Here is a 21,333-nt window from a genome sequence, read left to right as displayed (position 1 = left end):
ATTGCCGTGGGGTCCTGCAAAACTGCTGATTAAAAGGTGTAAGAAAAGCGCGCCAGCACCTGAACGGGATCCTCGGGCGTGGCGTGGTTCGACAAGATCCAGCCGCGGCTGACCTCCAGATCGACCAGCGCCTGGCGGTAGCGTAACGTGGCGCCGCTGCTCAGCCCGGCGCTGCTGCGCCAGCCCGAGTTATCCTGACGCGGCAAAATGCGGCCGACGTCGGCGCCAAGGCGCGGCGTCAGCGTGGCGGCGCCTAAATTGAAGCTGCGCGACAGCGTATTCTGCAGATACCAGCCGTTGTCGCCGGACTGGGTACTGCGGCTGAAGCCGCGTACGGCGCTGCGATCGGTGAGGCTCAGCCACTCCACGCCGGGCAGCGGGTCGCGGCTGTACTGGCCATAGAACAGGTTGTTGAGCTGATAGGTGGCGTCACCCAGCTTGAGACGCTGGCTGAGGTTGGCGAACAGCTTGCCTTTGGTGAACTGGCTGTCGAGGTGCACCGAGCTCGGGTGGCGATCGGCGCCCAGCCATGGCAGGCCCTGTTCGACGCTGAGGTTGGCGCTGAACACCCCGTTGGGCAGAATCTGCAGGTGGCTGGCGCTCAGCTCGGCCAGGGTCAGCGTGGGGCTGCTGACCTCGAGGCGCACGCTTTCGAAGTAGTTATCGATGCGCTTGTAGGTCAGCTGTCCGCTCAGGCTGTCTATCTGATCGTGATCGCGGTAAAACACGTAGTCGCTGCGCAGACCGTACTGTTGGGTCTGGCCGTGCAGTTTGACCACGTTGTGCGGCAGCTGCTGGTGGTTCTCATAGGACGAGAAGCTGGCGAACCCGCTGAAGGTGAACGCGCCGTACGGCAGCGAATAGAGCAGGGTATAGGCGCGATTATAGCGGTGGGCCGGGTTTTCCAGCGTGCTGTTGGCGTTCAGGCTGACGAAGTCCGACAGGCCGAACGGGCTGTCCAGTGTGGCGGTGGCACGTGCCAGCCACTGGCCGGTGCTTTTTTGGCCGTAATTATCCGTGCCGGCGGTAATCAGCCAGGGCTTGGCATGCTGGTTGCGCAAACGAATGACCGAACCGCCAACCTGATGGCCGGGCAATATATCCAGCTTGGTGGTATTCGATTGCAAACGGTTGGCCTGATCCAATCCCTGGTCGAGTTCGGTTAATTTCAACGGCTTGCCTTCCAGCCCCGGAAATAATAAACGACTGTTGACCCAGCGATCGCCGCCTTCTATTTTCTCGATAAATCCTTCGGTGACGCTTAACCCCAATTCTCCTTGTGAATTAGGGCGAACAATTTGCACACGCGCGGTGATATAGCCCTTTTGCACATAAAGACGCGTTAATTCACGGGTCAGGCGATTGATATCGTTGCTGCTGATGCACTGTTCCGGCAACGCGCTCAGGGCGGATAAATCGCTCGGCGAGAGCAGGGTGACGCCCTGCAGATAAACGCCGGCGATCGGCAGGCACTGCGCGGACTGCGGCAGGGCGGGCGCGGCCGGCTCCGGCTCCGCCAGCAGGCGTTGCTGCTTCAGCTGCTGGTAACGGCGTTGCTCAATCAACTGGTTGACTTCACGCGTGCTGTCTTGCAGCGCGCGGCGCGACTCGCCCATCGACATATCCCGCATCATGTGGGCATCCGGCAGGGTTTCGGCGGAAAGGGCCGTGCTGACCAACAGCGTCAAGGCGGTGATTTTTTTTATCATTGTAATCCATTATGAGAGGCCGCCGGGGCAGCCAGCCCAATCCATGAGGTTAACCACGGGCGGCCGAGGGCCGGCCCGAAATAATGAGCGACATGCACATTGCGAGGTATCTTGATTTGCCGCAGCAAATAAGACGGTGGGTATATATCTAAATAATAATTAGGCTGCTTCTTTTATGGCGGGCAACCCTGGTGACTTAATTAATTAAAAAAAGTAGAACGTCTCTTCCTCTTGCCAACATTATCGGCATGGATAGGAAGAATCTGAATTTTTATTTTTCACGGATGATAGGGGATGAGGGGAATTATGACAATCCGACCAGTGGGAAATACGAAATTTCGCAGGGAAGAAACGGGACGCAATTGTTTGCGTCCCTCCAGGGGTTTATTTTTTCTTGATAGGGCGGCCGGACCAATACCCTGCCAGCAGTGAACCGGAGAGGTTGTGCCAGACCGAGAACAGTGCGCCCGGCAGCGCGGCCAGCGGCGAGAAGTAGATTTTGCCCAGCGTGGCCGCCAGCCCGGAGTTCTGCATCCCGACTTCGATCGCCAGCGTGCGGCAGGTGGACTCGTCGAAGCCGAACAGTTTGCCGCCCCAGTAGCCGCTCAGCAGACCGATGCCGTTGTGCAGTATCACCGCGACGATCACCACCAGACCGACCGAGGCGATATGGCTTTGGCTGCCCGCCACCACCGCGCTGATGATGGCCAGAATGCACACCATCGACAGCGCCGGCAGCAGCGGCTCGATGCGCTTCACCGTTTTGGTCAGGGTATGGTGGACGATCAGACCCAGGCCGATCGGTATCACCACGATCTGCAGAATGCTCAACAGCATGCCCATGATATCGACGCTGATTTTGGCGTCGACGTACAGACGGGTCAGCAGCGGCGTGGCGAACACCCCCACCAGCGTTGAGACCGCCGAGATGGTTACCGACAGCGCCACGTCGCCCTTGGCCAGATAGATCATCACGTTGGAGGCGGTGCCGCTGGCCACGCTGCCCACCAGCACCATGCCGGCGGACAGATCCGGCGGCATGCGAAACAGCATCGCCAGGATCCAGGCCGCCAGCGGCATGATCAGATAGTGCAGGAAGATGCCGGCCGCCACCGGGCCGGGGCGCGCCAGCACGCGTTTGAAGTCGTCCAGTCGTAGCGTGACGCCCATGGCGAACATGATCAGCATCAGCAGCGGGCTGACGTAGGGGCCGATGCCGGTAAAGGTGGTCGGCGTGTAATAGGCGGCGACGGACAGCAGTATCGCCCACAGGGGGAATAAACGCGTGAGTAGAGCCAACATGCAGGTTTTCCTTAGCCAGATTGAGAACGATGGGTGTGGTTGTGTTTTTTGCGGGTTCAACAGGCTGAACCCCTGCAGGTTTTGAACGGATTTTTTAGACGCAGGGGCGCAGCATGCTGCGCCCGCAATCAGGGATAATGACTTATTCGAACAGGTTGTGATGCAGGGTACGCACCACCTGTTCGGCTTCTTCGCCCGGCACCAGGAAGCACAGGTTATAGCTGCTGGCACCGTAGCAGATCAGGCGGATATTGAACGGATCGAGCACGCCGAACACCTCTTTGCCCACGCCGCAGGCGCGCGACAGCTGGTTACCGATGATCGCCACCAGCGCCAGGTTTTCTTCCACTTCCACCCGGCACAGCGACGACAGTTCGGTCAGCAGTGAGGTGGTCAGCAGGCTGCCGCCGACGGAGGTGGCGCCGGTGGTGTCCATGGTCAGCGCGATGCTGACTTCCGAAGTGGTGATCAGATCGACGGAGACATTATGGCGCGCCAGGATGTTGAACACCTCGGCCAGGAAACCGCGCGCGTGCAGCATGTTCAGGCTGTGCAGCGTCAGCAGCGTTTGCTTGCGGCGCAGCGCCAGCGCGCGGAACAGCGGCGGATTCTCGGTGGTGTTGCACACCAGCGTGCCGCCGGCCGCCGGATCCTTGCTAGAGCCGACGAACACCGGAATGTCGCTGCGCACCGCCGGCAGCAGGGTGGCCGGATGCAGTACTTTGGCGCCGAAGGTGGCCATTTCCGCCGCCTCTTCGAAACCGATTTTGTCGATGCGCTTGGCCGCCGGCACCACCCGCGGATCGGTGGTGTAGATGCCCGGCACGTCGGTCCAGATATCTACCCGGCCAGCGCCGAGCGCCTCGCCGAGCAGCGCGGCGGTATAGTCGCTGCCGCCGCGGCCGAGCGTGGTAGTGCGGCCTTTCGGCTCGCTGCCGATAAAGCCCTGGGTGACCACCAGCGCTTCCTGCAGGCGTGGCTGCAACTGCGATCGGGCCAGTTCGCTGAGCGCGGCGCTGTCCGGCACGGCGCGGCCAAAGTGATCGTCGGTGCGCATCACTTTACGCACGTCGAACCATTCGGCCTGCACGTTGCGGGCGCGCAGGATTTCCACGAACAGCAGGGTGGACATCAGCTCCCCATGGCTGACCAGCTCGTCGGTCAACGCCGTCGAGGTGGCCAGCGACGCGGCCTCCGACAGCATGGCGATGTTTTCCAGCAGGCGGTCTATCTCGTCGCGGATCACCGCAGGCGCCGCGAGGCGATCGAGGATGGCGTACTGGATGCGACGAATTTCATCAAGCTGGTAGTTGCGCTTGTCGGCCTCGCAGCCTTCGGCCAGGGCGACCAACAGGTTGGTGACGCCCGCCGAGGCGGACAACACCACCAGGCGGACCTGCGGGTTGGCCAGCACGACGTCGGCGCTGCGGTTCATGGCTTCAAAGTCGGCGACGCTGGTGCCGCCGAACTTGGCTACCACGGTGGAATTCTGGGGTACTGCTTGGTTCATGTAGAAACCTCGTGTCAGGGATGCCCGTTTGGGGGCACTGTAATTCCATAGCCTTGGCACAAGGGGAGAGCGGTAAACAGGGGGCAGGCGTAGAGGTCAGGCTACGATACACCCAGAAGCGCCCCACCTTGTCGATCGCCCTGTGGGCGATCCCCTGGTGACAACCCAGGGGATTCAGCCCCTGTAGTCGATACGATAATGGCCGGCCATTATCGTACCTCGGCGTCGCTCCCCCTCGGGTGCCGTCAACGGAGAAACGGCTCCTCTGACACTCTACCTGGGCGACGCGCCTCTTCTGGCTTGCGCACCGGGTGCGCAAGTAGGCTGTTAGGAATAGCCGGTTATTGCCATTCTGTCAACGTACGGACGGTGAGGGATTTTCATCTTGTACCAGCGCGATAAGCGTACAGGGCATCGCGGGCGTGGAACCGGCGCCAATCGGTTGCAGAGAACAGTCTTCCTTTTGGCTGAATAGCGGGATAACGCCCTGATGTTTCTCCAAATACTCCAGCCAACCGAAATTTTCGTTCAATTTGGTCGCTTTGATGGTGGCCCCCCTGGCGAGCAGGCTGCTCAGGCGGCCGTAGGTGGCTTCCTGATTAAATAAAATTTCATGCCGGCGGAAACGCGAACTTTCCGCGCTGGCGCCGCGCCCTTTCAGCGGCGCCCCCGAACGGATGGCAAACACGTGATCCTCGCCGAAGAGATGGCCGAAGTGGTAGACCGCCAGCGCGTTCTGGTGGCGATTGGGCGACAGCGCCAACACCTGGGCGATATTGCTCAGATCGAGGTAGTTCTCGGCGTGTTCGGAGTAGGCGTGGCCATAGTAGGCCGGAATGCCGTCCATACGCGCCTGACGGTAGTATTCCCAACTGCTGTCGGTGACGATCACCGGCACGTTCAGCTTGATCAGCGCCTGCGCCAGCATGCGCGCCACGCTGTTGGCGCCGACGATCAGTACGCCGCGCGGCTTTTGCTGCTGCACCCGCAGCCAGCGCGCCATCATGCCGCTGGTCAGGCTTTGCAACACCACGGTACCGATGATGATGGCGAACACCACGGTCACCAGCCGGTCGGCGCCCTGATAGCCGCTGCGCTGCAGCGTCAGCGCGAACAGCGAGCTGACCGCCGCGGCCACGATGCCGCGCGGGGCGATCCAGCACAGCAGCAGCCGATCGCGCCAATGCAGGGAAGAGCGCCAGGTCGAGACCGCGATGCACAGCGGCCGGGCGATAAACTGCACCGCCAGCAGCAGCAGCAGCAGCGGCCAGCCCATGTTCCACAGCGCCTGGATGTCGAGCCGCGCCGCCAGAATGATGAACAGCGCCGAGATCAGGATCGCCGACAGTTCTTCTTTGAACGCCAGAATATCGCTGGTATCGACGTCGCGCATGTTGGCCAGCCAGATGCCCATCACCGTGACGGTCAACAGGCCGGATTCGTCGGCGATGGCGTTGGAAACGCCGAAGGCGGTCAGCATGATCGCCAGCACCGCCAGGTTCTGCAGGTAGCGTGGCAGCCAGACGCGGCGCAGCGCCAGGCCGAGCAGGTAGCCGAACAGCGCGCCGGCGATCAGGCCGACGGTGGCGGTGACGCCCAGCGTCCAAAACAGGTGGGTATAGGACTCCGCATTCTGCTTCAGTACGATGAACTCGAACACCAGCAGGGTGAAGATGGCGCCAACCGGATCGATGACGATCCCTTCCCAACGCAACACCTGGTTAATGTTGGCGTTCGGTCGCACCACGCGCATCAGCGGAGCGATCACCGTCGGCCCGGTCACCACCGTCACCGCGCCGATCAGCGCCGCCAGCTCCGGCGGGAAATCCAGCAACCACCAGCTGGCGAGGCTGATGACCAGAAAGGTGACCAGCATGCCGACGGTGACCAGATTACGCACCACGCCGCCGAGGCCGCGTATCTCCTCGAAGCGCAGCGTCAGCGCCCCCTCGAACAGGATGATCGCCACCGACAGCGACACCAGTGGAAACAGCAGATCGCCGAACAGCAGATCCGGCTGCACCAGATGCACCGTCGGGCCGAGCACGATGCCGAACAGCAGCAGCGGCAAAATGGCCGGCAGACGCAGCAGCCAGGCCAGCCACTGCGCCAGCAGCGACGCCAGGCCGATAAGCACCAACATAAGCGGGGCGGATAATTCCATAAGCGAGATCCCTTTCAAATGACGAAATAAGTAACGATGACACAGCCTGATGACAATTCGGCAACCCCGATAACAGGCCGTTAGCCAAAAGTATAGAGTGAAAGCTGAAACGAGGCGGCAATGCGTTGACAGTTAGCGCCTATCGCAAGAAAAGCGATCATAATCACAGTCGAACAGGCTACAATCGGACAAACGCGTCATTTTTATTCTCAAGCCTAAGAGTGTTGCTATGAAAAATATCAATCCTAGTCAAACCGCTGCTTGGCAAGCCCTGCAGCAACATTATGCACAGATGAAAGACGTACGGATCGCCGACCTGTTCGCCGAGGACAGCGATCGTTTCTCCCGGTTCTCCGCGACCTTCAACGATCAAATGTTGGTGGACTATTCCAAGAATCGCATCACGCAGGAAACCCTGGAGAAGCTGCAGGCGCTGGCGAAAGAAACCGATCTGCAAGGCGCCATCAAATCGATGTTCGCCGGTGAAAAGATCAACCGCACCGAAGATCGCGCGGTGCTGCATATTGCCCTGCGCAACCGCAGCAACAGCCCGATCCTGGTCGACGGCAAAGACGTGATGCCGGAAGTGAACGCGGTGCTGGCCAAGATCAAACAGTTCTGCGCGCGCGTCATCGGCGGCGAGTGGAAAGGCTACACCGGCAAGCCGATTACCGACGTGGTGAACATCGGCATCGGCGGTTCGGATCTCGGCCCTTACATGGTGACCGAAGCGCTGCGCCCGTATAAAAACCACCTGAACATGCACTTCGTCTCCAACGTTGACGGTACCCACATCGCCGAAACGCTGCAGCCGCTGAATCCGGAAACTACGCTGTTCCTGGTGGCGTCCAAAACCTTCACTACTCAGGAAACCATGACCAACGCCCACAGCGCGCGCGACTGGTTCCTGAGCAGCGCCGCCGATCAACAGCACGTGGCCAAGCACTTCGCTGCGTTGTCCACCAACGGCAAAGCGGTGGCCGAGTTCGGCATCGATACCGACAACATGTTCGAGTTCTGGGACTGGGTAGGGGGCCGTTACTCCCTGTGGTCGGCGATCGGTCTGTCGATTGCGCTGTCCATCGGTTACGACAACTTCGAGCAGCTGCTGAGCGGCGCGCACGCCATGGATAAGCACTTCGCCGAAACGCCGGCGGAGAAAAACCTGCCGGTGCTGCTGGCGCTGATCGGTATTTGGTACAACAACTTCTTCGGCGCCGAAACCGAAGCCATTCTGCCGTACGATCAGTACATGCACCGTTTTGCCGCTTACTTCCAGCAGGGCAACATGGAATCCAACGGCAAGTACGTCGACCGCAACGGCAATCCGGTGGATTACCAGACCGGCCCGATCATCTGGGGCGAGCCGGGCACCAACGGCCAGCATGCGTTCTACCAGTTGATCCACCAGGGCACCAAGCTGGTGCCGTGCGATTTCATCGCGCCGGCCATCAGCCATAACCCGCTGGGCGATCACCACGCCAAACTGCTGTCCAACTTCTTCGCGCAGACCGAGGCCCTGGCGTTCGGCAAGTCGCTGGAAGTGGTGGAGGCGGAGTTCGCGGCGCAGGGTAAAACCCCTGAGCAGGTTAAACACGTGGCGCCGTTCAAAGTGTTTGAAGGCAACCGTCCGACCAACTCGATCCTGCTGCGTGAAATCACCCCGTTCAGCCTGGGCAGCCTGATCGCGCTGTACGAGCACAAGATCTTTACTCAGGGCGCGATCCTGAACATCTTCACCTTCGATCAGTGGGGCGTGGAGCTGGGCAAACAGCTGGCTAACCGCATCCTGCCGGAGCTGGCGGGCAGCGAGAAAATCAGCAGTCACGACAGCTCGACCAATGCGCTGATCAACCGCTTCAAGGAATGGCGCTAAGCGCCTGAGCTGAAGCCAATAAAAAACCCGCCGCGGCGGGTTTTTTTACGTCTGCAAAAAATTACAGGTTGATCGGCACTTCGAAGCTGACGCCTGCACCCACGTCATCGGCGGTGCTGTGATCGTTGTCGGTGTACCACAGGCTAGTATCAAACTTAACCTGAGACGGGAAGGTGTAACCCCAGCCGACCTGAATGCCTTTCAGCGTATCGGATTTCGGGAAGGCCTGGTTAATGCTTTGGCTCAGCGGGTTCACCTTGGCGTAAACTACGCGGGTGCTCCAACGCTGGCTGTCGTCCAGCACTAGCTCGACGCGGCCGGACAACATCTGGCCGTCGCCGCCCATCGCATGCCCCAGCGGGTAACCCTGTTGGTAGTAGCCGCCTTTGTAAGTGTAGTGAGTGTACACATAGTTTTTACGGCTCATATCCGAACGGGTGTCTGACCCTTCGATATACCAGTTGATGGTGGTCGGGCCCCATTCCGGGTGGCCTTCCAGACCGAGCAGATAGGTATTTTGCGACGGCAGATAGCCCGCCTCATCTTCACCCACCAACTGACCGTACAGGCTAACCGGCAGGCCGATCAGCGGCTGCATTTTCAGCTTGAAGTCGAAACCGGCGAGCTGGTTGCCCGGATCGTTGCCTTTACCTGAATCATCGTTATCTTTGCCGGTAAATCCATCCCAGAACGAGCTCCATGACTGCGGACGGCCTTCACCACCCCACATCATGATACGCGACGCCCCCAATTCCAGGAAGTCGGTCGGCATCATGGTGAAACGGCCGCCGATCAGTTTGGTGTGCGGTACAGAACTGTACTGCGACAGCTGGCCGGCGGACAATTGATATTGCCAGCGGCCGATCCACGACAGCCACGGGGTTTCAAACGGTGATTGGTCGGCGCGCTGCAGCATAAAGCCGGCCACCGGGCGCGCGGCGTCGGAGCGGATCAGGCTGCCGTCGTAACCCGGGCCCCACCACTGGGAAACCTCGCCGAAGGAGAGCCACTGATTCCAGATTTTCACCGCGCCGTAGGAGCCGTTCATATTGAATTTGGAACCGTCGCTGACGCGCTGATCGCCTTCCACCGAGCCCTGCAGACGCACGTCCCAGAACTCGCCGTTGGCGCCGGCGCCGATGGTCAGGCGATCGTCGGCGTACTCGTTTTGGCCGAAGCCCTGCGGGGTGCCGGGTTTATCGGTCGACGCGTAACCGCTGACGCGGATGTTGGCTTTCAGGGCATCGACACGACGTTGTACGCGGTCAATGACGTTTTTCTCGGTGTTGGTCACCGGCTTGGCCTGCGCGATAACGGAACTGATCTCTTCTTGACTCAGCGGCCAGGTGGACAGGCTGACGTTGATAACGCCGCGGTCAGACAACCAGGCGAGATCGTTACGCAGATCGTTGTCAGGGGCTACCAGGCCGGCGGCGTGGCCGGACAATGCACAGGTAAACAGGCCCGCAGCGACCAGTCCGTTAAGTTTAGCGCGCATAAAGAATTCCCTTGTTAATTCGAGGTTATTGGTTTTATGTAAAGATCTCTGTGACCCATGATAGTTGACATTTCGATTTGCTACAAATCTATAAGCCAGAAACATCTTATTATAACTTTATGAATTAAATGGGGTTTAAAGTGCTTTCGCGCGGGGCATAATTTTTAAGACAATGCCTATATTGGCACGGTTGAATCATATAAGCGGTATTCAGAGAGAGGTTTTATGGCAAAAACGTCGCGTTCGATAATGATAGCGAAAGGACTGCAGCGAGTGCTGAACGTGGGCTTGTTGCTGCTGGCGGCAATTCTGGTGGTGTTTCTGGTCAAGGAAACCATCCATCTGGCGAAGGTGTTATTTATCAACAGCGAAGAGTCGTCTTCTTACCTGTTGATTGAAGGTATCGTGATTTATTTCCTGTACTTTGAATTTATCGCCTTGATCGTCAAGTATTTTGAGTCGGGTTATCATTTCCCGTTGCGCTATTTTATTTACATTGGCATTACCGCGATTATTCGTTTGATTATCGTGGACCACAAAAACCCCATCGATACCCTGATCTACGCCGCGGCGATATTGGTGCTGGTGGTGACGCTCTATCTGGCCAATACCGACCGGCTGAAACGGGAGTAGCGATAAAAATGGCGGCCAAAGGCCGCCAAAGACACAGGATTACCGCTATCGCGGAAAAACATCAAACGCACTGCAGTGGCACAAATTACCCCTTCACGCCGCCGGCCGTCAGGCCGCCCACCAGCCAACGCTGCGCCAGCAGGAACACGGCGGTAATCGGTATCGCTGACAGCACCGCGGCGGCGGCGAAGTCGCCCCACAGATAGTTCTGCGGGTTGAGATATTGCTGCATCCCCACCGCCAGCGTGTAGCTGTTCACATCGCGCAGCAGCAGCGACGCGACCGGCACTTCGGTGATGGCGGCGATAAACGACAGAATGAACACCACCGCCAGAATCGGTACCGACAGCGGCAGCAGCACCAGACGGAATGCCTGCCACGGCGTGGCGCCGTCCAGCGCTGCCGCTTCTTCCAGCGAGTTGTCGATGGTTTCGAAATAGCCCTTGATGGTCCAGACGTGCAGCGCGATGCCGCCCATGTAGGCGAAGATCACGCCGCCGTGGGTGTTCAGGCCGATAAACGGAATGTACTGGCCCAGGCGATCGAACAGGGCGTACAGCGCCACCAGCGACAACACTGCCGGGAACATCTGGAAGATCAGCATGCTTTTCAGCAACGTGCTCTTGCCGCGAAAACGCATGCGGGCGAAGGCGTAGGCACAGGTGGTGGACAGCGTCACGATGCCGATGGCGGTGATCGCCGCGATCTTGATGGAGTTCCACAGCCACAGCAGCACCGGGAACGGCGGCGGCGTCACGCTGCCGTCGGCGTGGGTGACGCTGAAGCCGAGCGCCAGCCGCCAGTGATCCCAGGAGAGGGTTTCCGGTATCAGGCTGCCGGTGGCGAAGTTGCCGGCGCGCAGCGAGATGGCGACCACCATCAGCAGCGGGAACATGATCAGGGCGATAAAGCACAGCATCAAAATATGGGTGATCCACAGGCGCAGGCGCTGGGACTTGGGTTGAACCATGGCCATCGTTATTCTCCCTAATCGAAGTTCATCTTGCTGGCTTTCAAATTCAGGATCGCCAGCGCGCCCACCAACAGGAAGATCAGCGTGGCGATGGCGGCCGCCAGCCCGAAGTCTTGCCCGCCGCCGCCTTCGAAGGCGATGCGGTAGGTGTAGCTGACCAGCAGATCGGTATAGCCGGCCGGCGTGGTGGTGCCGATCATGTCCGGGCCGCCGTTGGTCAGCAGTTGGATCAGCACGAAGTTGTTAAAGTTGAAGGCGAAGCTGGCGATCATCAGCGGCGTCAGCGGCTTGATCAGCAGCGGTAAGGTGATGCGGAAGAAGTTTTGCCACGGGTTGGCGCCGTCCATCGCCGAGGCTTCGTACAGATCGTCCGGGATCGCCTTCAGCAGCCCCATGCACAGGATCATCATGTAGGGGTAGCCGAGCCAGGTGTTGACGATAAGGATCATGCTCTTGGCGGTGAGCGGATCGCTGAACCAGGCCGGTTTGATGCCGAACAGATGGCTGAGCATCATGTTGATCTCGCCGAAGCTCTGGTTGAACAAGCCTTTGAAGATCAGGATCGAGATGAATGACGGCACCGCATAGGGCAGGATCAGCAGCACGCGGTAGATCGCCTTGCCTTTCAGCGCCTCCCACTGCACCACGCAGGCCAGCACCATGCCGACCGCCACGGTGAGGATCACCGTCATCACCGAGAACACGATGGTCCAGATGAAGATCGACACGAACGGTTTCTTAATGCCCTCGTCCTGCAGCACCCGCAGGAAGTTTTTCCAGCCGGTGGTGACGGTATAACCCGGGCTCAGGGTTTCCTGCGCCCAGCCGCCGTCGGCGTTGATCGCCTGATAGAAGCCGGTGTCGCCGTTTGGCCGGTAGCGTACCTGGGTCTGGTTGTTGGTCAGCGTGCTGCCGTCTTTGTCCAGCGCATACAGCGGGCGGGTGCCGGAGAACTGGCGCAGGGAGCTCATGCGCAATTCCCCGCCGTCGGGCAGTTGCGCCACCAGCTGGCTCAGCGCCTGCCGGTTCTGGGTAATCACCCGCAGCGTGGCGCGTTCGCCCTGCGGCGCGGCGTTCTGCGCCGTCAGTTTCAGGGTTTGCGGCGCGGCGGCGTCGAGGCGGAAAGGCTCGGAGATCAGCGGCTGTTCACTGTCCGGTGGCGTCAGCTGCAGGCGCCACTGCTGGTTTTCCGCCGGGTAGAGGCCAAAGGTAAAGGTTTGGCCGCTCTGGAACTGGCGCTGCATCAGCACCGATTGCGCGCGTTCAAAAGTCAGCTGGTTGGTGCTGCTGTAGTTGGTGAAAGCGATGGCGATGGTGCAAATCAGCGGGAACAGGACGAACAGCCCCATGCCGGCGACGCCGGGATACACATAGCGCCAGGCGTAGGCGCGGCGGTTGGCGAAGACGTAAAGCCCGGCGCTGACCAGGATCAGCGTCAGGATGGCGAACAGGTATTCACCCTGTGCATACATCAACACAATCAGGTAGCAGGTCACCAGGCTGAACAGGCCGACCACCAGCCATTTCAGCGCGTCGCTTTGCCACCACTTCGATTTTTTACGCGCGGGCGTCCCGGCGTGAGCGAATTGCATAGGGCGTTCCTTTCTGTGAAGCAACGGCGGGGCACCGTGGCACCCCGCACGACGTCGTTACTTGGTGATACGGGTCTGCACGTCGTCCAGCGCGGCTTTCACCGTCTGACGGCCGCTGACGGCGTTGATCACCGCGCTGCGTTCGGCGTACCAGAAGGCGCTCATCTGCGGGATGTTCGGCATGATTTCCCCGTTTTGCGAGTTCTGCATGGTGGCGGCGATCTTCGGATCTTTGGCCAGCGCTTCCTGATAGGACTTCAGCGCCACCGCGCCCAGCGGTTTGTCTTTGTTGACGTCCGCCAGTCCTTCGTTGGTCAGCAGGTAGTTCTCGAGGAACTCGGTCGCCAGCTCTTTATTCGGGCTGGCGGCGTTGATGCCGGCAGTCAGCACGCCGACGAACGGCTTGGACGGCTTGCCTTTGAAGGTCGGCAACAGCGTCACGCCGTAGTTGATTTTGCTCTGCTCGATGTTGTTCCAGGCCCACGGCCCGTTGATGGTCATCGCGGTCTGGCCTTTGTTGAACGCGGCTTCGGCGATCGAGTAGTCGGTATCGGCGTTGATGTGTTTGTTTTTCACCAGATCGACGATGAACTGCAGACCGGCCTGCGAACCGGCATTGGCGACGCCGACATCCTTGATGTTGTATTTGCCGTTTTCATACTTGAAGGCATAACCGCCGTCGGCGGCGATGATAGGCCAGGTGAAGTAGGGTTCCTGCAGGTTCCACATGATGGCGCTCTTGCCGTTGGCGCGCAGCTGTTTGTCCAGCGCCGGGATTTCTTCCCAGGTCTTCGGCGGCTGTTTGACCAGGTCTTTGTTATAAATTAGCGACAGCGCTTCGACGGCGATCGGGTAGCCGATCAGCTTGCCGTCATAGCGCACGGCGTCCCAGGTGAACGGGAACAGCTTGTCCTGGAAGGCTTTGGACGGGTGGATTTCGGCCAGCAGGCCGGACTGCGCATAGCCGCCGAAGCGGTCGTGGGCCCAGAAGATGATGTCAGGGCCGTCGCCGGTGGCGGCCACCTGCGGGTATTTCTCTTCCAGCTTGTCCGGGTGCTCGACGGTGACTTTGATGCCGGTGTCTTTTTCGAATTTCTTGCCGACTTCGGCCAGGCCGTTATAGCCCTTGTCGCCGTTGATCCAGATAACCAGTTTGCCTTCCTCGATCTTGGCGAAGGCGGAAGAAGAGAGCACCAGGGTGGCCAGTGCCGAGAGCGCCAGCGTGCGGGCGAGGGTAATGCTGCGAGTCATAATCCAGTCCTTCTTTTTGTGGGCACATAAATCAAGGAGAGACGTTTCGCGGTAATAGTGGGTCACAACGCGACATATTCTCATCCTCCCCCCCTCTACGCCCCTGAGATGAGGAGTGTGATCCAGTTAACGTTGCGCTCTATTCTGTGGCGTCAGGCACAAAATAGGGGGGCGATTTTTGCCAGCCGGATCACAGAATTGCCTTAAGCGCGGAACTTCTCATCGCCGCGGTCGTTCTCTCATCCTCCCGCCTCCTCCCCCATGAAAAATCTTGTTACGGATGATTACCCTTTCCGGCGACTCCCGCACTATCGGCCCATTGATTTTCAACGCTACGCGCAGCAGGGATACCGGATTTATGTCGTCAACGCCTATCGCTACTCAGCCCACCCTGTACCGGATCCATCCGGCCAGTTTCCGTGACGGAAACGGGGACGGCGTGGGCGACGCGCACGGCATGCTGGCGGCGCTGCCGTATCTGAAAGCGCTGTCGATCGACGGCCTGTTGCTGCCGCAGACGCTGGCGCCGGGGGCCGAGGCGACGGTGACGGGCGAAGGGCTGACGCTGTGGTACGGCGATGAAGCCAACCGCGTTCGCAATGCCGTCGCGCCGCGGCGGTTCGCCCACGGTGCGCTGGCGCTGGACGTGATGCCGTTCAGCGCGGAGAAGCTGGTGGCGGTGCTGCACGCCCGTCGTACCACATTGGCGGACAGCCTGTGGAGCACCGGGGACGCCGATCAGCCCCGGGTGGTCAGCCGCTGGGGGCAGGGCGACCTGCGTTCCGCCGCCGCCTTTCTGACGCTGCTGGCGATGCTACCGGCGCCAATCTGCCTGTATCAGGGCGAGGAGCTGGGGCTGCCGCATGCCGCCGGCCTGCAAGATCCGCGCGGCGCGCAAACGCCGATGCCGTGGCACGAAGCCCCCGAACAGGTCACCGCCGGCGAAATCAGCTGGTATCAACAGGTGGCGATCGAACACCGCGCATTGGCCATCAGCCGCCAACAGCACGACAGCCACTCCACCTTACGTTACTGCCAGGCGCTGTTGGCCCTGCGTCGTTCGCCGCTCATCCAGCACGGCGAACTGAGCGCGGTCAGCCAGCGCGATGGCGTGGTGCGCTTACTTATTACCCATCAGGATCAATGCCTTGAAGCGCTGATAAACCTGCAGCCTTATACTCAGGCGGCCGCGCCGTCTGAGGCGACCTTGCCGTTGGCATGGCAGCACGGCGCGCAGCAAGAGGGTCATCAATGGGTTTTGGCGGGCTTTGCCTCCGCCATTTTCACACGACATGTTAACTGCGAAAGCAGGGGAGTAACGCATGGCTAGCGTGACACTGCGCAGCGTTTATAAGGCCTTCGGTGAGGCCGTGATTTCCAAAGACGTCAATCTGACCATCGAAGACGGCGAGTTTGTGGTGTTTGTCGGGCCTTCGGGCTGCGGTAAATCGACGCTGCTGCGCATGATCGCCGGGCTGGAGGACATCACCTCCGGCGAGCTGCTGATCGGCGAGAAACGTATGAATGAGGTGCCGCCTTCCGAGCGCGGCATCGGCATGGTGTTCCAATCCTATGCGCTGTATCCGCACCTGTCGGTGGCGGACAACATGTCGTTCGGCCTGAAGCTGGCCGGCGCCAAGAAAGCGGAAATCAATCAACGGGTGAACCAGGTCTCCGAGGTGCTGCAACTGGCGCACCTGCTCGACCGGCGGCCGAAGGCGCTGTCCGGCGGGCAGCGTCAGCGCGTGGCGATCGGCCGCACGCTGGTGGCCGAGCCGGACGTATTCCTGCTTGACGAACCGCTGTCCAACCTCGACGCCGCGCTGCGGGTGCAGATGCGCATCGAGATCTCCCGTCTGCACAAGCGCCTGCAGCGCACCATGATTTACGTCACCCACGATCAGGTCGAAGCGATGACGCTGGCCGACAAGATCGTGGTGCTCGACGCCGGTCGCGTGGCGCAGGTCGGCAAGCCGCTGGAACTGTATCACTACCCGGCCAACCGCTTCGTCGCCGGGTTTATCGGCTCGCCGAAGATGAACTTCCTGCCGGTCAAGGTGACCGCGGCGGAGCCGCAACAGGTGCAGGTCGAACTGCCCAACCGCCAGCTGGTCTGGCTGCCGGTGGAAGGCGCGGGCGTTCAACCCGGCGCCAACCTGTCACTGGGCATTCGCCCTGAACATCTGCTGCCCGGCGAAGCCTCAGAAGTGCGGCTTACCGGCGACGTACAGGTGGTGGAGCAGCTCGGCAACGAGACGCAAATCCACATCCAAATCCCGGCCATCCGTCAAAACCTGGTGTACCGCCAGAATGACGTGGTGCTGGTAGAAGAAGGTGCCACATTCGCCATCGGCCTGCCGCCTCACCGCTGCCACCTGTTCCGTGAAGACGGTACGGCATGTAAACGGCTGCACCAGGAGCCGGGCGTTTAAAGCATCAAAGTCGGTATAACAGGAGAATAATGATGACTACTCTGCGCAAACTTCCTCTGGCACTGGCTGTCGCCGCCGGTGTTCTCTCTACTCAGGCGATGGCCGTGGATTTCCACGGTTATGCCCGTTCCGGCATCGGCTGGACCGGCAGCGGCGGTGAGCAACAGTGCTTCAAGGCCACCGGCGCCGCGAGTAAATACCGTCTCGGCAACGAATGCGAAACCTACGCCGAACTGAAACTGGGGCAGGAAGTGTGGAAAGAAGGCGACAAGAGCTTCTATTTCGACACTAACCTGGCCTATTCGGTCTCGCAGCGTTCCGACTGGGAAGATGTGACCCCGGGCTTCCGCGAAGTCAACGTGCAGGGTAAAAACCTGATCGAGTGGCTGCCGGGCTCCACGCTGTGGGCCGGTAAGCGCTTCTATCAGCGTCATGACGTTCACATGATCGACTTCTACTACTGGGATATCTCCGGCCCGGGCGCCGGTCTGGAAAACATCGATCTGGGCTTCGGCAAGCTGTCCGCTGCCGTGACCCGCAACTCGGAGTCCGGCGGCTCTTACGGCTACCTGGATAACGAATGGAAACAGCGTCCAACCGTCAACGACACCTTCGACGTGCGCTTGGCCGGGCTGGAGCTGAACCCGGGCGGCACCCTGGAGCTGGGCGTGGACTACGGCCGCGCCAATGCGCAGGATAACTACCGCCTGGCCGACGGCGCCAGCAAAGACGGCTGGATGTTCACCGCCGAACACACGCAGAGTATCCTGAACGGTTACAACAAGTTCGTGCTGCAGTACGCCACCGACTCGATGACCTCGCAGAACAACGGCCGCAACGAAGGCGCCACCATTGATAACAACGGCAAGATGATCCGCGTGTTGGATCACGGCGCCATCGACTTCAACGATCAGTGGGCACTGATGTACGTCGCCATGTTCCAGGACATCGACCGCGACAACAACAACGGCACCACCTGGTACACCGTGGGCGTGCGCCCGATGTACAAATGGACGCCGATCATGAGCACCTTGCTGGAGGCGGGCTATGACAACGTCAAATCCCAGCGCACCGGCGATCGCAACGGCCAGTATAAAGTGACCCTGGCGCAGCAATGGCAGGCGGGCAACAGCATCTGGTCGCGTCCGGCCATCCGCCTGTTCGCCACCTACGCCAAGTGGGATGAGAAGTGGGGCTACGCCACCGGCGATGACACCGGGTATAACGCTGGCACCGCTTACAACGACACCAGCATGCATACCTTCAGCCGCGGCAAGGATGACGAAGTCACCTTCGGCGCCCAGATGGAAATTTGGTGGTAACGACGACAGGACGGGGAGGGCCGCTGGCTCTCCCCCAACCGCATTCGCCGCGGCCGGATCTCTTGCCTGATCCGCCGCGGCGCTGAAAGAGGATATAACGATGAAAAAGAATCTGCTGTCACTCTGCCTGTCGCTGGCGCTGACCGTCGGCGCGCCTCTGGCGGCCAACGCCGAGACGCCGGCTAACGTTTCCGTCGCCCCGGCCATCAGCGCCGCCACGCTGCAAAGCCTGCCGTGGCAGCCGCTGCAACCGCCGGTGTCGCAAGAGGTGAAGCTCGACGCCGTCAGTCCGCAACTCAATCAGGGCGAGATTCAGGGGGCGATCGCCGCCTATACGCTGCCGGCCGATCGCGGCTCGCTGGAGGTGACGCTGAGCAGCCTCGCTAAAAACAATTCGCTGTACGCGCCGAGCGTGCTGGTGCTGGATGAGCATCTGCGCCCGGCGGCGTATTACCCGAGCAGCTATTTCCCTTACCAGCCGCCGGGAGCAATGTCCTCCGATCGCCTCGAAGGCACGTTGAAACTGACGCCGGCGCTTGGTCAAAAACAGATTTACCTGCTGGTGTACACCACTCGGCAGGACTTGGCGAAAACCACGCAGTTGACCAACCCGGCCAAGGCCTATGCGCAGGGCGTGGGCAACGCGGTGCCGGATATCCCGGATCCAATCGCCGGCCACGCGACGAGCGGCACGCTGAAGCTCAAGGTGACCGCGGAACAGGGCACCGGCAACGTGATGATCGGTATGCTGCAGCCTGCGCCGACCGTGGCGCCGGTGGTGGTAGGATCAACCGCACCGGCCGCCGTGGCGGCGCCGGCACCGACCCCGGAGAAACCGGCGGAGCCGATGCTCAACGATACCGAAAGTTACTTCAATAATGGCATCAAGCAGGCGGTGAAGGCGGGCGATATCGACAAGGCGCTGAAACTGATGAATGAGGCCGAGAAGTTGGGCTCGACCACTGCGCGTAAAACGTTTATCAGCAGCGTTAAAGGCAAGGGGTAACACCCGGCGCTGCCGATGCTGGCTCGATGATTGGTGCGCCTTGGCGCACCTTTTTTCATCCGCGCGCCAGCGTTGCGCCGATCAACGCCAGTAGACGGGCGTTGTCCACCTGCTGCATGATGCGCACCGGCTTGCCCTGCGGCGGCGGCATGCCGACCGTCAGGCGTAGGCTGTCCGGCCGCCAACGGCGTGAGCTGCCGCGCGTCAACGCCCCTTCCAGCGCCACATCCACATGGAACATTTCGGTCGTGACCAGCTGCGGTTCCAGCAGCCAGGCGATCACCAGTGCATCATGGATCCAGCAGCCCGGCAGGCGCCGCGTATGGCGCGAATAGTCGATCCACGGCTGCGTGGTGGCGCGCAAATAGCGGCACAGCGGCGTATCCGGCTGCGTCAGTGCGGCCAGATCCGCCTGGGTCAGCATGGTCTGGGTGGTGACATCCAGCGGCGCCAGCGTGATAGCGGCGCCGCTGTTCAGCACCAGCCGTGCCGCTTCCGGATCCAGGCCGAAATTGGTGTCCTTGATGTACCCGTCGACGTTGAATACGCCACCCATGATTACGATCTCTTTCACCGCCTGCGCCATCTGCGGGTAAAGCTGCATGGCGTGCGCAACGTTGGTCAGCGGGCCGATCGCCGCCAGCGTGATCTCGCCGGGATGGCGGCAGATCAGCTCGCCGATGGCGATGGCGGCGTCCGGTGCGGGCGCGTTGGCGAGTGAGGGCGCGGGCAGGTCGCGCCACAGCGCTGCCAGCTTGGGATCGGCGATCGGGCAGTCCAGATGCGCGCGCCACGGCTCCGGCGGCTCACTCAGGGCGCGCGCCGCGCCGAGGGCGACAGGAACCTGATAGCCGCTCTGCGCCAGCAGATCGGTGGCGACGGCGAAGCCCACTTCGCGCGGGGTGTTGCCGGCCACGATGCTGATCAGCTCCAGCTGCAGCTGCGGTTTGGCCGCCAGCGCCAGGGCCAGCGCCAGCCCGTCGTCGACGTTGGCGCCGGGGACGCCATTGCCGGGATCGCAATCAATGATTAAACGCATAGAAGGTGTCCTGAAAACCCGCTAACAGCCGCATGAATGGCGGATGCGCAGTTGAAAAGCGAATTCATGCAGCTCGGCGGGCGCGGCACCGGCGGCCAGCATGGCGATGGCCCGCTTGGCCATGGCGTCGATCGGCTGCTCGACCGCGCTGAGCGGCGGCACGCTGAATTCGGATTGCTGCGTGCCGTTAAAACAAATCAGCGCCAGATCGTCCGGTGCGCGCAACCCATGCTCTGCCAGCGCCGACAGGCAGCCGAGCGCCTGCTGTTCGTTGGAGGTGAAAACGGCGCGTGGGCGTGGGCCTTGCACCAGGCACTGGGTGGCCTGGTAGCCGCCTTGGCGGGTGTAGGGCACCTCGAAAATCCACTCGTCGCGCGGCGCAATGCCCGCCTCCAGCAGCGCATCGCGCCAGCCGTTCAGGCGATCCTGCGCGTTGAGCATGGTTAGCGGACCGATGAAAATGCCGATGTCGCGATAGCCGTGCTGCAGCAGATGGCGGGTCGCCTGGCAGGCGGCGTCGCGCTCGTCGACGCGGATGGCGCAGACGCCAGCCTGGCTGTCGATAGTGTCTATCATCACGCAGGGCGTGCCGGAGGCGCGGATCAGCTCGAACCACGGATGGCGATCGACGCTGGTGTACAGCAGGCCGTCGACCTGGCGGCGCAGCAGGTTGTTGATCAGCTCATACTCACGCTGCCGGTCATCGCCGGCGTCACCCAGCAGCAGCACGCGGCCGCGGCTGAAGGCCTCTTGCTGCAGCGCCCGCGCCAGCGTGGCGAAGAAAGGGTTGGAAATATCCGGCACCACCAGCCCGTAGGTTTGCGTGCTGCCGGAGGCCAATGCCCGCGCGATGTCGTTAGGCCGGTAGCCGGTCTGCTCGATCGCCGCCAGCACGCGCAGCCGGGTGGCTTCCGCCACCGGGCGCGGGCCGTTGTTGATCACATAGCTGACCACGGCGACGGAGGTGCCCGCTACGCGGGCCACGTCGGCGCGGGTAACGCGTCGCGCGGAGTGATTATCCAAATT

At 61.0% G+C, this 21,333-nt stretch carries 16 protein-coding genes and 1 riboswitch; of the genes, 6 read left to right on the top strand and 10 right to left on the bottom strand.

The window, feature by feature from the left end; all coding sequences use genetic code 11:
* Positions 1-29 precede the first annotated feature (29 nt).
* The 4 genes from ACJ8J5_RS15165 to ACJ8J5_RS15150 all read right to left on the bottom strand — a co-directional run bounded on the left by ACJ8J5_RS15165 (position 30) and on the right by ACJ8J5_RS15150 (position 6,685).
* Entirely contained in the window at positions 30-1,709 is a 1,680-nt protein-coding gene (locus ACJ8J5_RS15165; protein WP_043139641.1) for a ShlB/FhaC/HecB family hemolysin secretion/activation protein, read from the bottom strand.
* 384 nt (positions 1,710-2,093) lie between these two features.
* Positions 2,094-3,011 (bottom strand): ketopantoate/pantoate/pantothenate transporter PanS, encoded by a 918-nt coding sequence (panS, locus tag ACJ8J5_RS15160; RefSeq protein WP_043139645.1) that lies wholly within the window; start codon positions 3,009-3,011, stop codon positions 2,094-2,096.
* Positions 3,012-3,153: 142 nt separating this feature from the next.
* Positions 3,154-4,521: a lysine-sensitive aspartokinase 3 gene (gene lysC / locus ACJ8J5_RS15155; RefSeq protein ID WP_060434723.1), complete on the bottom strand. Its 1,368-nt coding sequence runs from the start codon at positions 4,519-4,521 to the stop codon at positions 3,154-3,156.
* Positions 4,522-4,629: 108 nt separating this feature from the next.
* Positions 4,630-4,824, bottom strand: a riboswitch (Lysine riboswitch).
* Between the two features lie 52 nt (positions 4,825-4,876).
* Positions 4,877-6,685, bottom strand: coding sequence for a cation:proton antiporter (locus ACJ8J5_RS15150; protein ID WP_414104554.1), 1,809 nt, complete (start codon positions 6,683-6,685; stop codon positions 4,877-4,879).
* Positions 6,686-6,914: 229 nt separating this feature from the next.
* On the opposite strand from ACJ8J5_RS15150, the gene pgi reads away from it, so the two are divergent.
* Positions 6,915-8,561, top strand: a complete 1,647-nt coding sequence (gene pgi / locus ACJ8J5_RS15145) for a glucose-6-phosphate isomerase (protein WP_004936690.1) — start codon at positions 6,915-6,917, stop codon at positions 8,559-8,561.
* Between the two features lie 61 nt (positions 8,562-8,622).
* On the opposite strand, the gene ACJ8J5_RS15140 is transcribed toward pgi, so the two are convergent.
* Entirely contained in the window at positions 8,623-10,059 is a 1,437-nt protein-coding gene (locus tag ACJ8J5_RS15140; protein ID WP_025304467.1) for a capsule assembly Wzi family protein, read from the bottom strand.
* Positions 10,060-10,284: 225 nt separating this feature from the next.
* Here ACJ8J5_RS15140 and psiE point away from each other — a divergent pair, with 225 nt between their 5' ends.
* The gene (gene psiE / locus ACJ8J5_RS15135; RefSeq protein ID WP_015379238.1) at positions 10,285-10,692 is read left to right on the top strand and encodes a phosphate-starvation-inducible protein PsiE; all 408 of its coding nucleotides are present in this window, start codon (positions 10,285-10,287) and stop codon (positions 10,690-10,692) included.
* A gap of 85 nt (positions 10,693-10,777) precedes the next feature.
* Here psiE and malG read toward each other — a convergent pair whose 3' ends face one another.
* The 3 genes from malG to malE are packed head-to-tail and all read right to left on the bottom strand — an operon-like array spanning position 10,778 to position 14,508.
* Positions 10,778-11,668, bottom strand: coding sequence for a maltose ABC transporter permease MalG (malG, locus tag ACJ8J5_RS15130; RefSeq protein WP_025304466.1), 891 nt, complete (start codon positions 11,666-11,668; stop codon positions 10,778-10,780).
* A gap of 11 nt (positions 11,669-11,679) precedes the next feature.
* Positions 11,680-13,257: a maltose ABC transporter permease MalF gene (gene malF, locus ACJ8J5_RS15125; RefSeq protein ID WP_025304465.1), complete on the bottom strand. Its 1,578-nt coding sequence runs from the start codon at positions 13,255-13,257 to the stop codon at positions 11,680-11,682.
* Between the two features lie 57 nt (positions 13,258-13,314).
* The gene (malE, locus tag ACJ8J5_RS15120) at positions 13,315-14,508 is read right to left on the bottom strand and encodes a maltose/maltodextrin ABC transporter substrate-binding protein MalE (RefSeq protein ID WP_025304464.1); all 1,194 of its coding nucleotides are present in this window, start codon (positions 14,506-14,508) and stop codon (positions 13,315-13,317) included.
* A 358-nt stretch (positions 14,509-14,866) separates the two neighbouring features.
* Here malE and ACJ8J5_RS15115 point away from each other — a divergent pair, with 358 nt between their 5' ends.
* The 4 genes from ACJ8J5_RS15115 (at position 14,867) to malM (ending at position 19,268) form a co-directional block, all read left to right on the top strand.
* Positions 14,867-15,838 (top strand): alpha-amylase family glycosyl hydrolase, encoded by a 972-nt coding sequence (locus ACJ8J5_RS15115; protein WP_414104553.1) that lies wholly within the window; start codon positions 14,867-14,869, stop codon positions 15,836-15,838.
* Positions 15,831-16,940 (top strand): maltose/maltodextrin ABC transporter ATP-binding protein MalK, encoded by a 1,110-nt coding sequence (gene malK / locus ACJ8J5_RS15110; protein WP_025304462.1) that lies wholly within the window; start codon positions 15,831-15,833, stop codon positions 16,938-16,940. The genes ACJ8J5_RS15115 and malK overlap by 8 nt, the downstream gene beginning before the upstream one ends.
* Positions 16,941-16,972: 32 nt before the next feature.
* Positions 16,973-18,262, top strand: a complete 1,290-nt coding sequence (locus ACJ8J5_RS15105) for a maltoporin (protein WP_414104559.1) — start codon at positions 16,973-16,975, stop codon at positions 18,260-18,262.
* Between the two features lie 100 nt (positions 18,263-18,362).
* On the top strand, positions 18,363-19,268 hold the full coding sequence (gene malM / locus ACJ8J5_RS15100; protein WP_025304460.1) for a maltose operon protein MalM: 906 nt from the start codon (positions 18,363-18,365) through the stop codon (positions 19,266-19,268).
* Positions 19,269-19,323: 55 nt separating this feature from the next.
* Here malM and ACJ8J5_RS15095 read toward each other — a convergent pair whose 3' ends face one another.
* Both ACJ8J5_RS15095 and ACJ8J5_RS15090 read right to left on the bottom strand, forming a co-directional pair.
* The gene (locus ACJ8J5_RS15095; RefSeq protein WP_414104552.1) at positions 19,324-20,307 is read right to left on the bottom strand and encodes a nucleoside hydrolase; all 984 of its coding nucleotides are present in this window, start codon (positions 20,305-20,307) and stop codon (positions 19,324-19,326) included.
* Between the two features lie 21 nt (positions 20,308-20,328).
* Positions 20,329-21,330 (bottom strand): LacI family DNA-binding transcriptional regulator, encoded by a 1,002-nt coding sequence (locus tag ACJ8J5_RS15090; RefSeq protein WP_025304458.1) that lies wholly within the window; start codon positions 21,328-21,330, stop codon positions 20,329-20,331.
* Positions 21,331-21,333 lie beyond the last annotated feature (3 nt).

The sequence above is a fragment of the Serratia sp. CY43202 genome, assembly GCF_052168755.1.
Taxonomy (GTDB): Bacteria; Pseudomonadota; Gammaproteobacteria; order Enterobacterales; family Enterobacteriaceae; genus Serratia; species Serratia bockelmannii.
The sequence above is the reverse complement of the archived record's forward strand: the minus strand, read 5'-3'. Positions and strand labels throughout refer to the sequence as shown.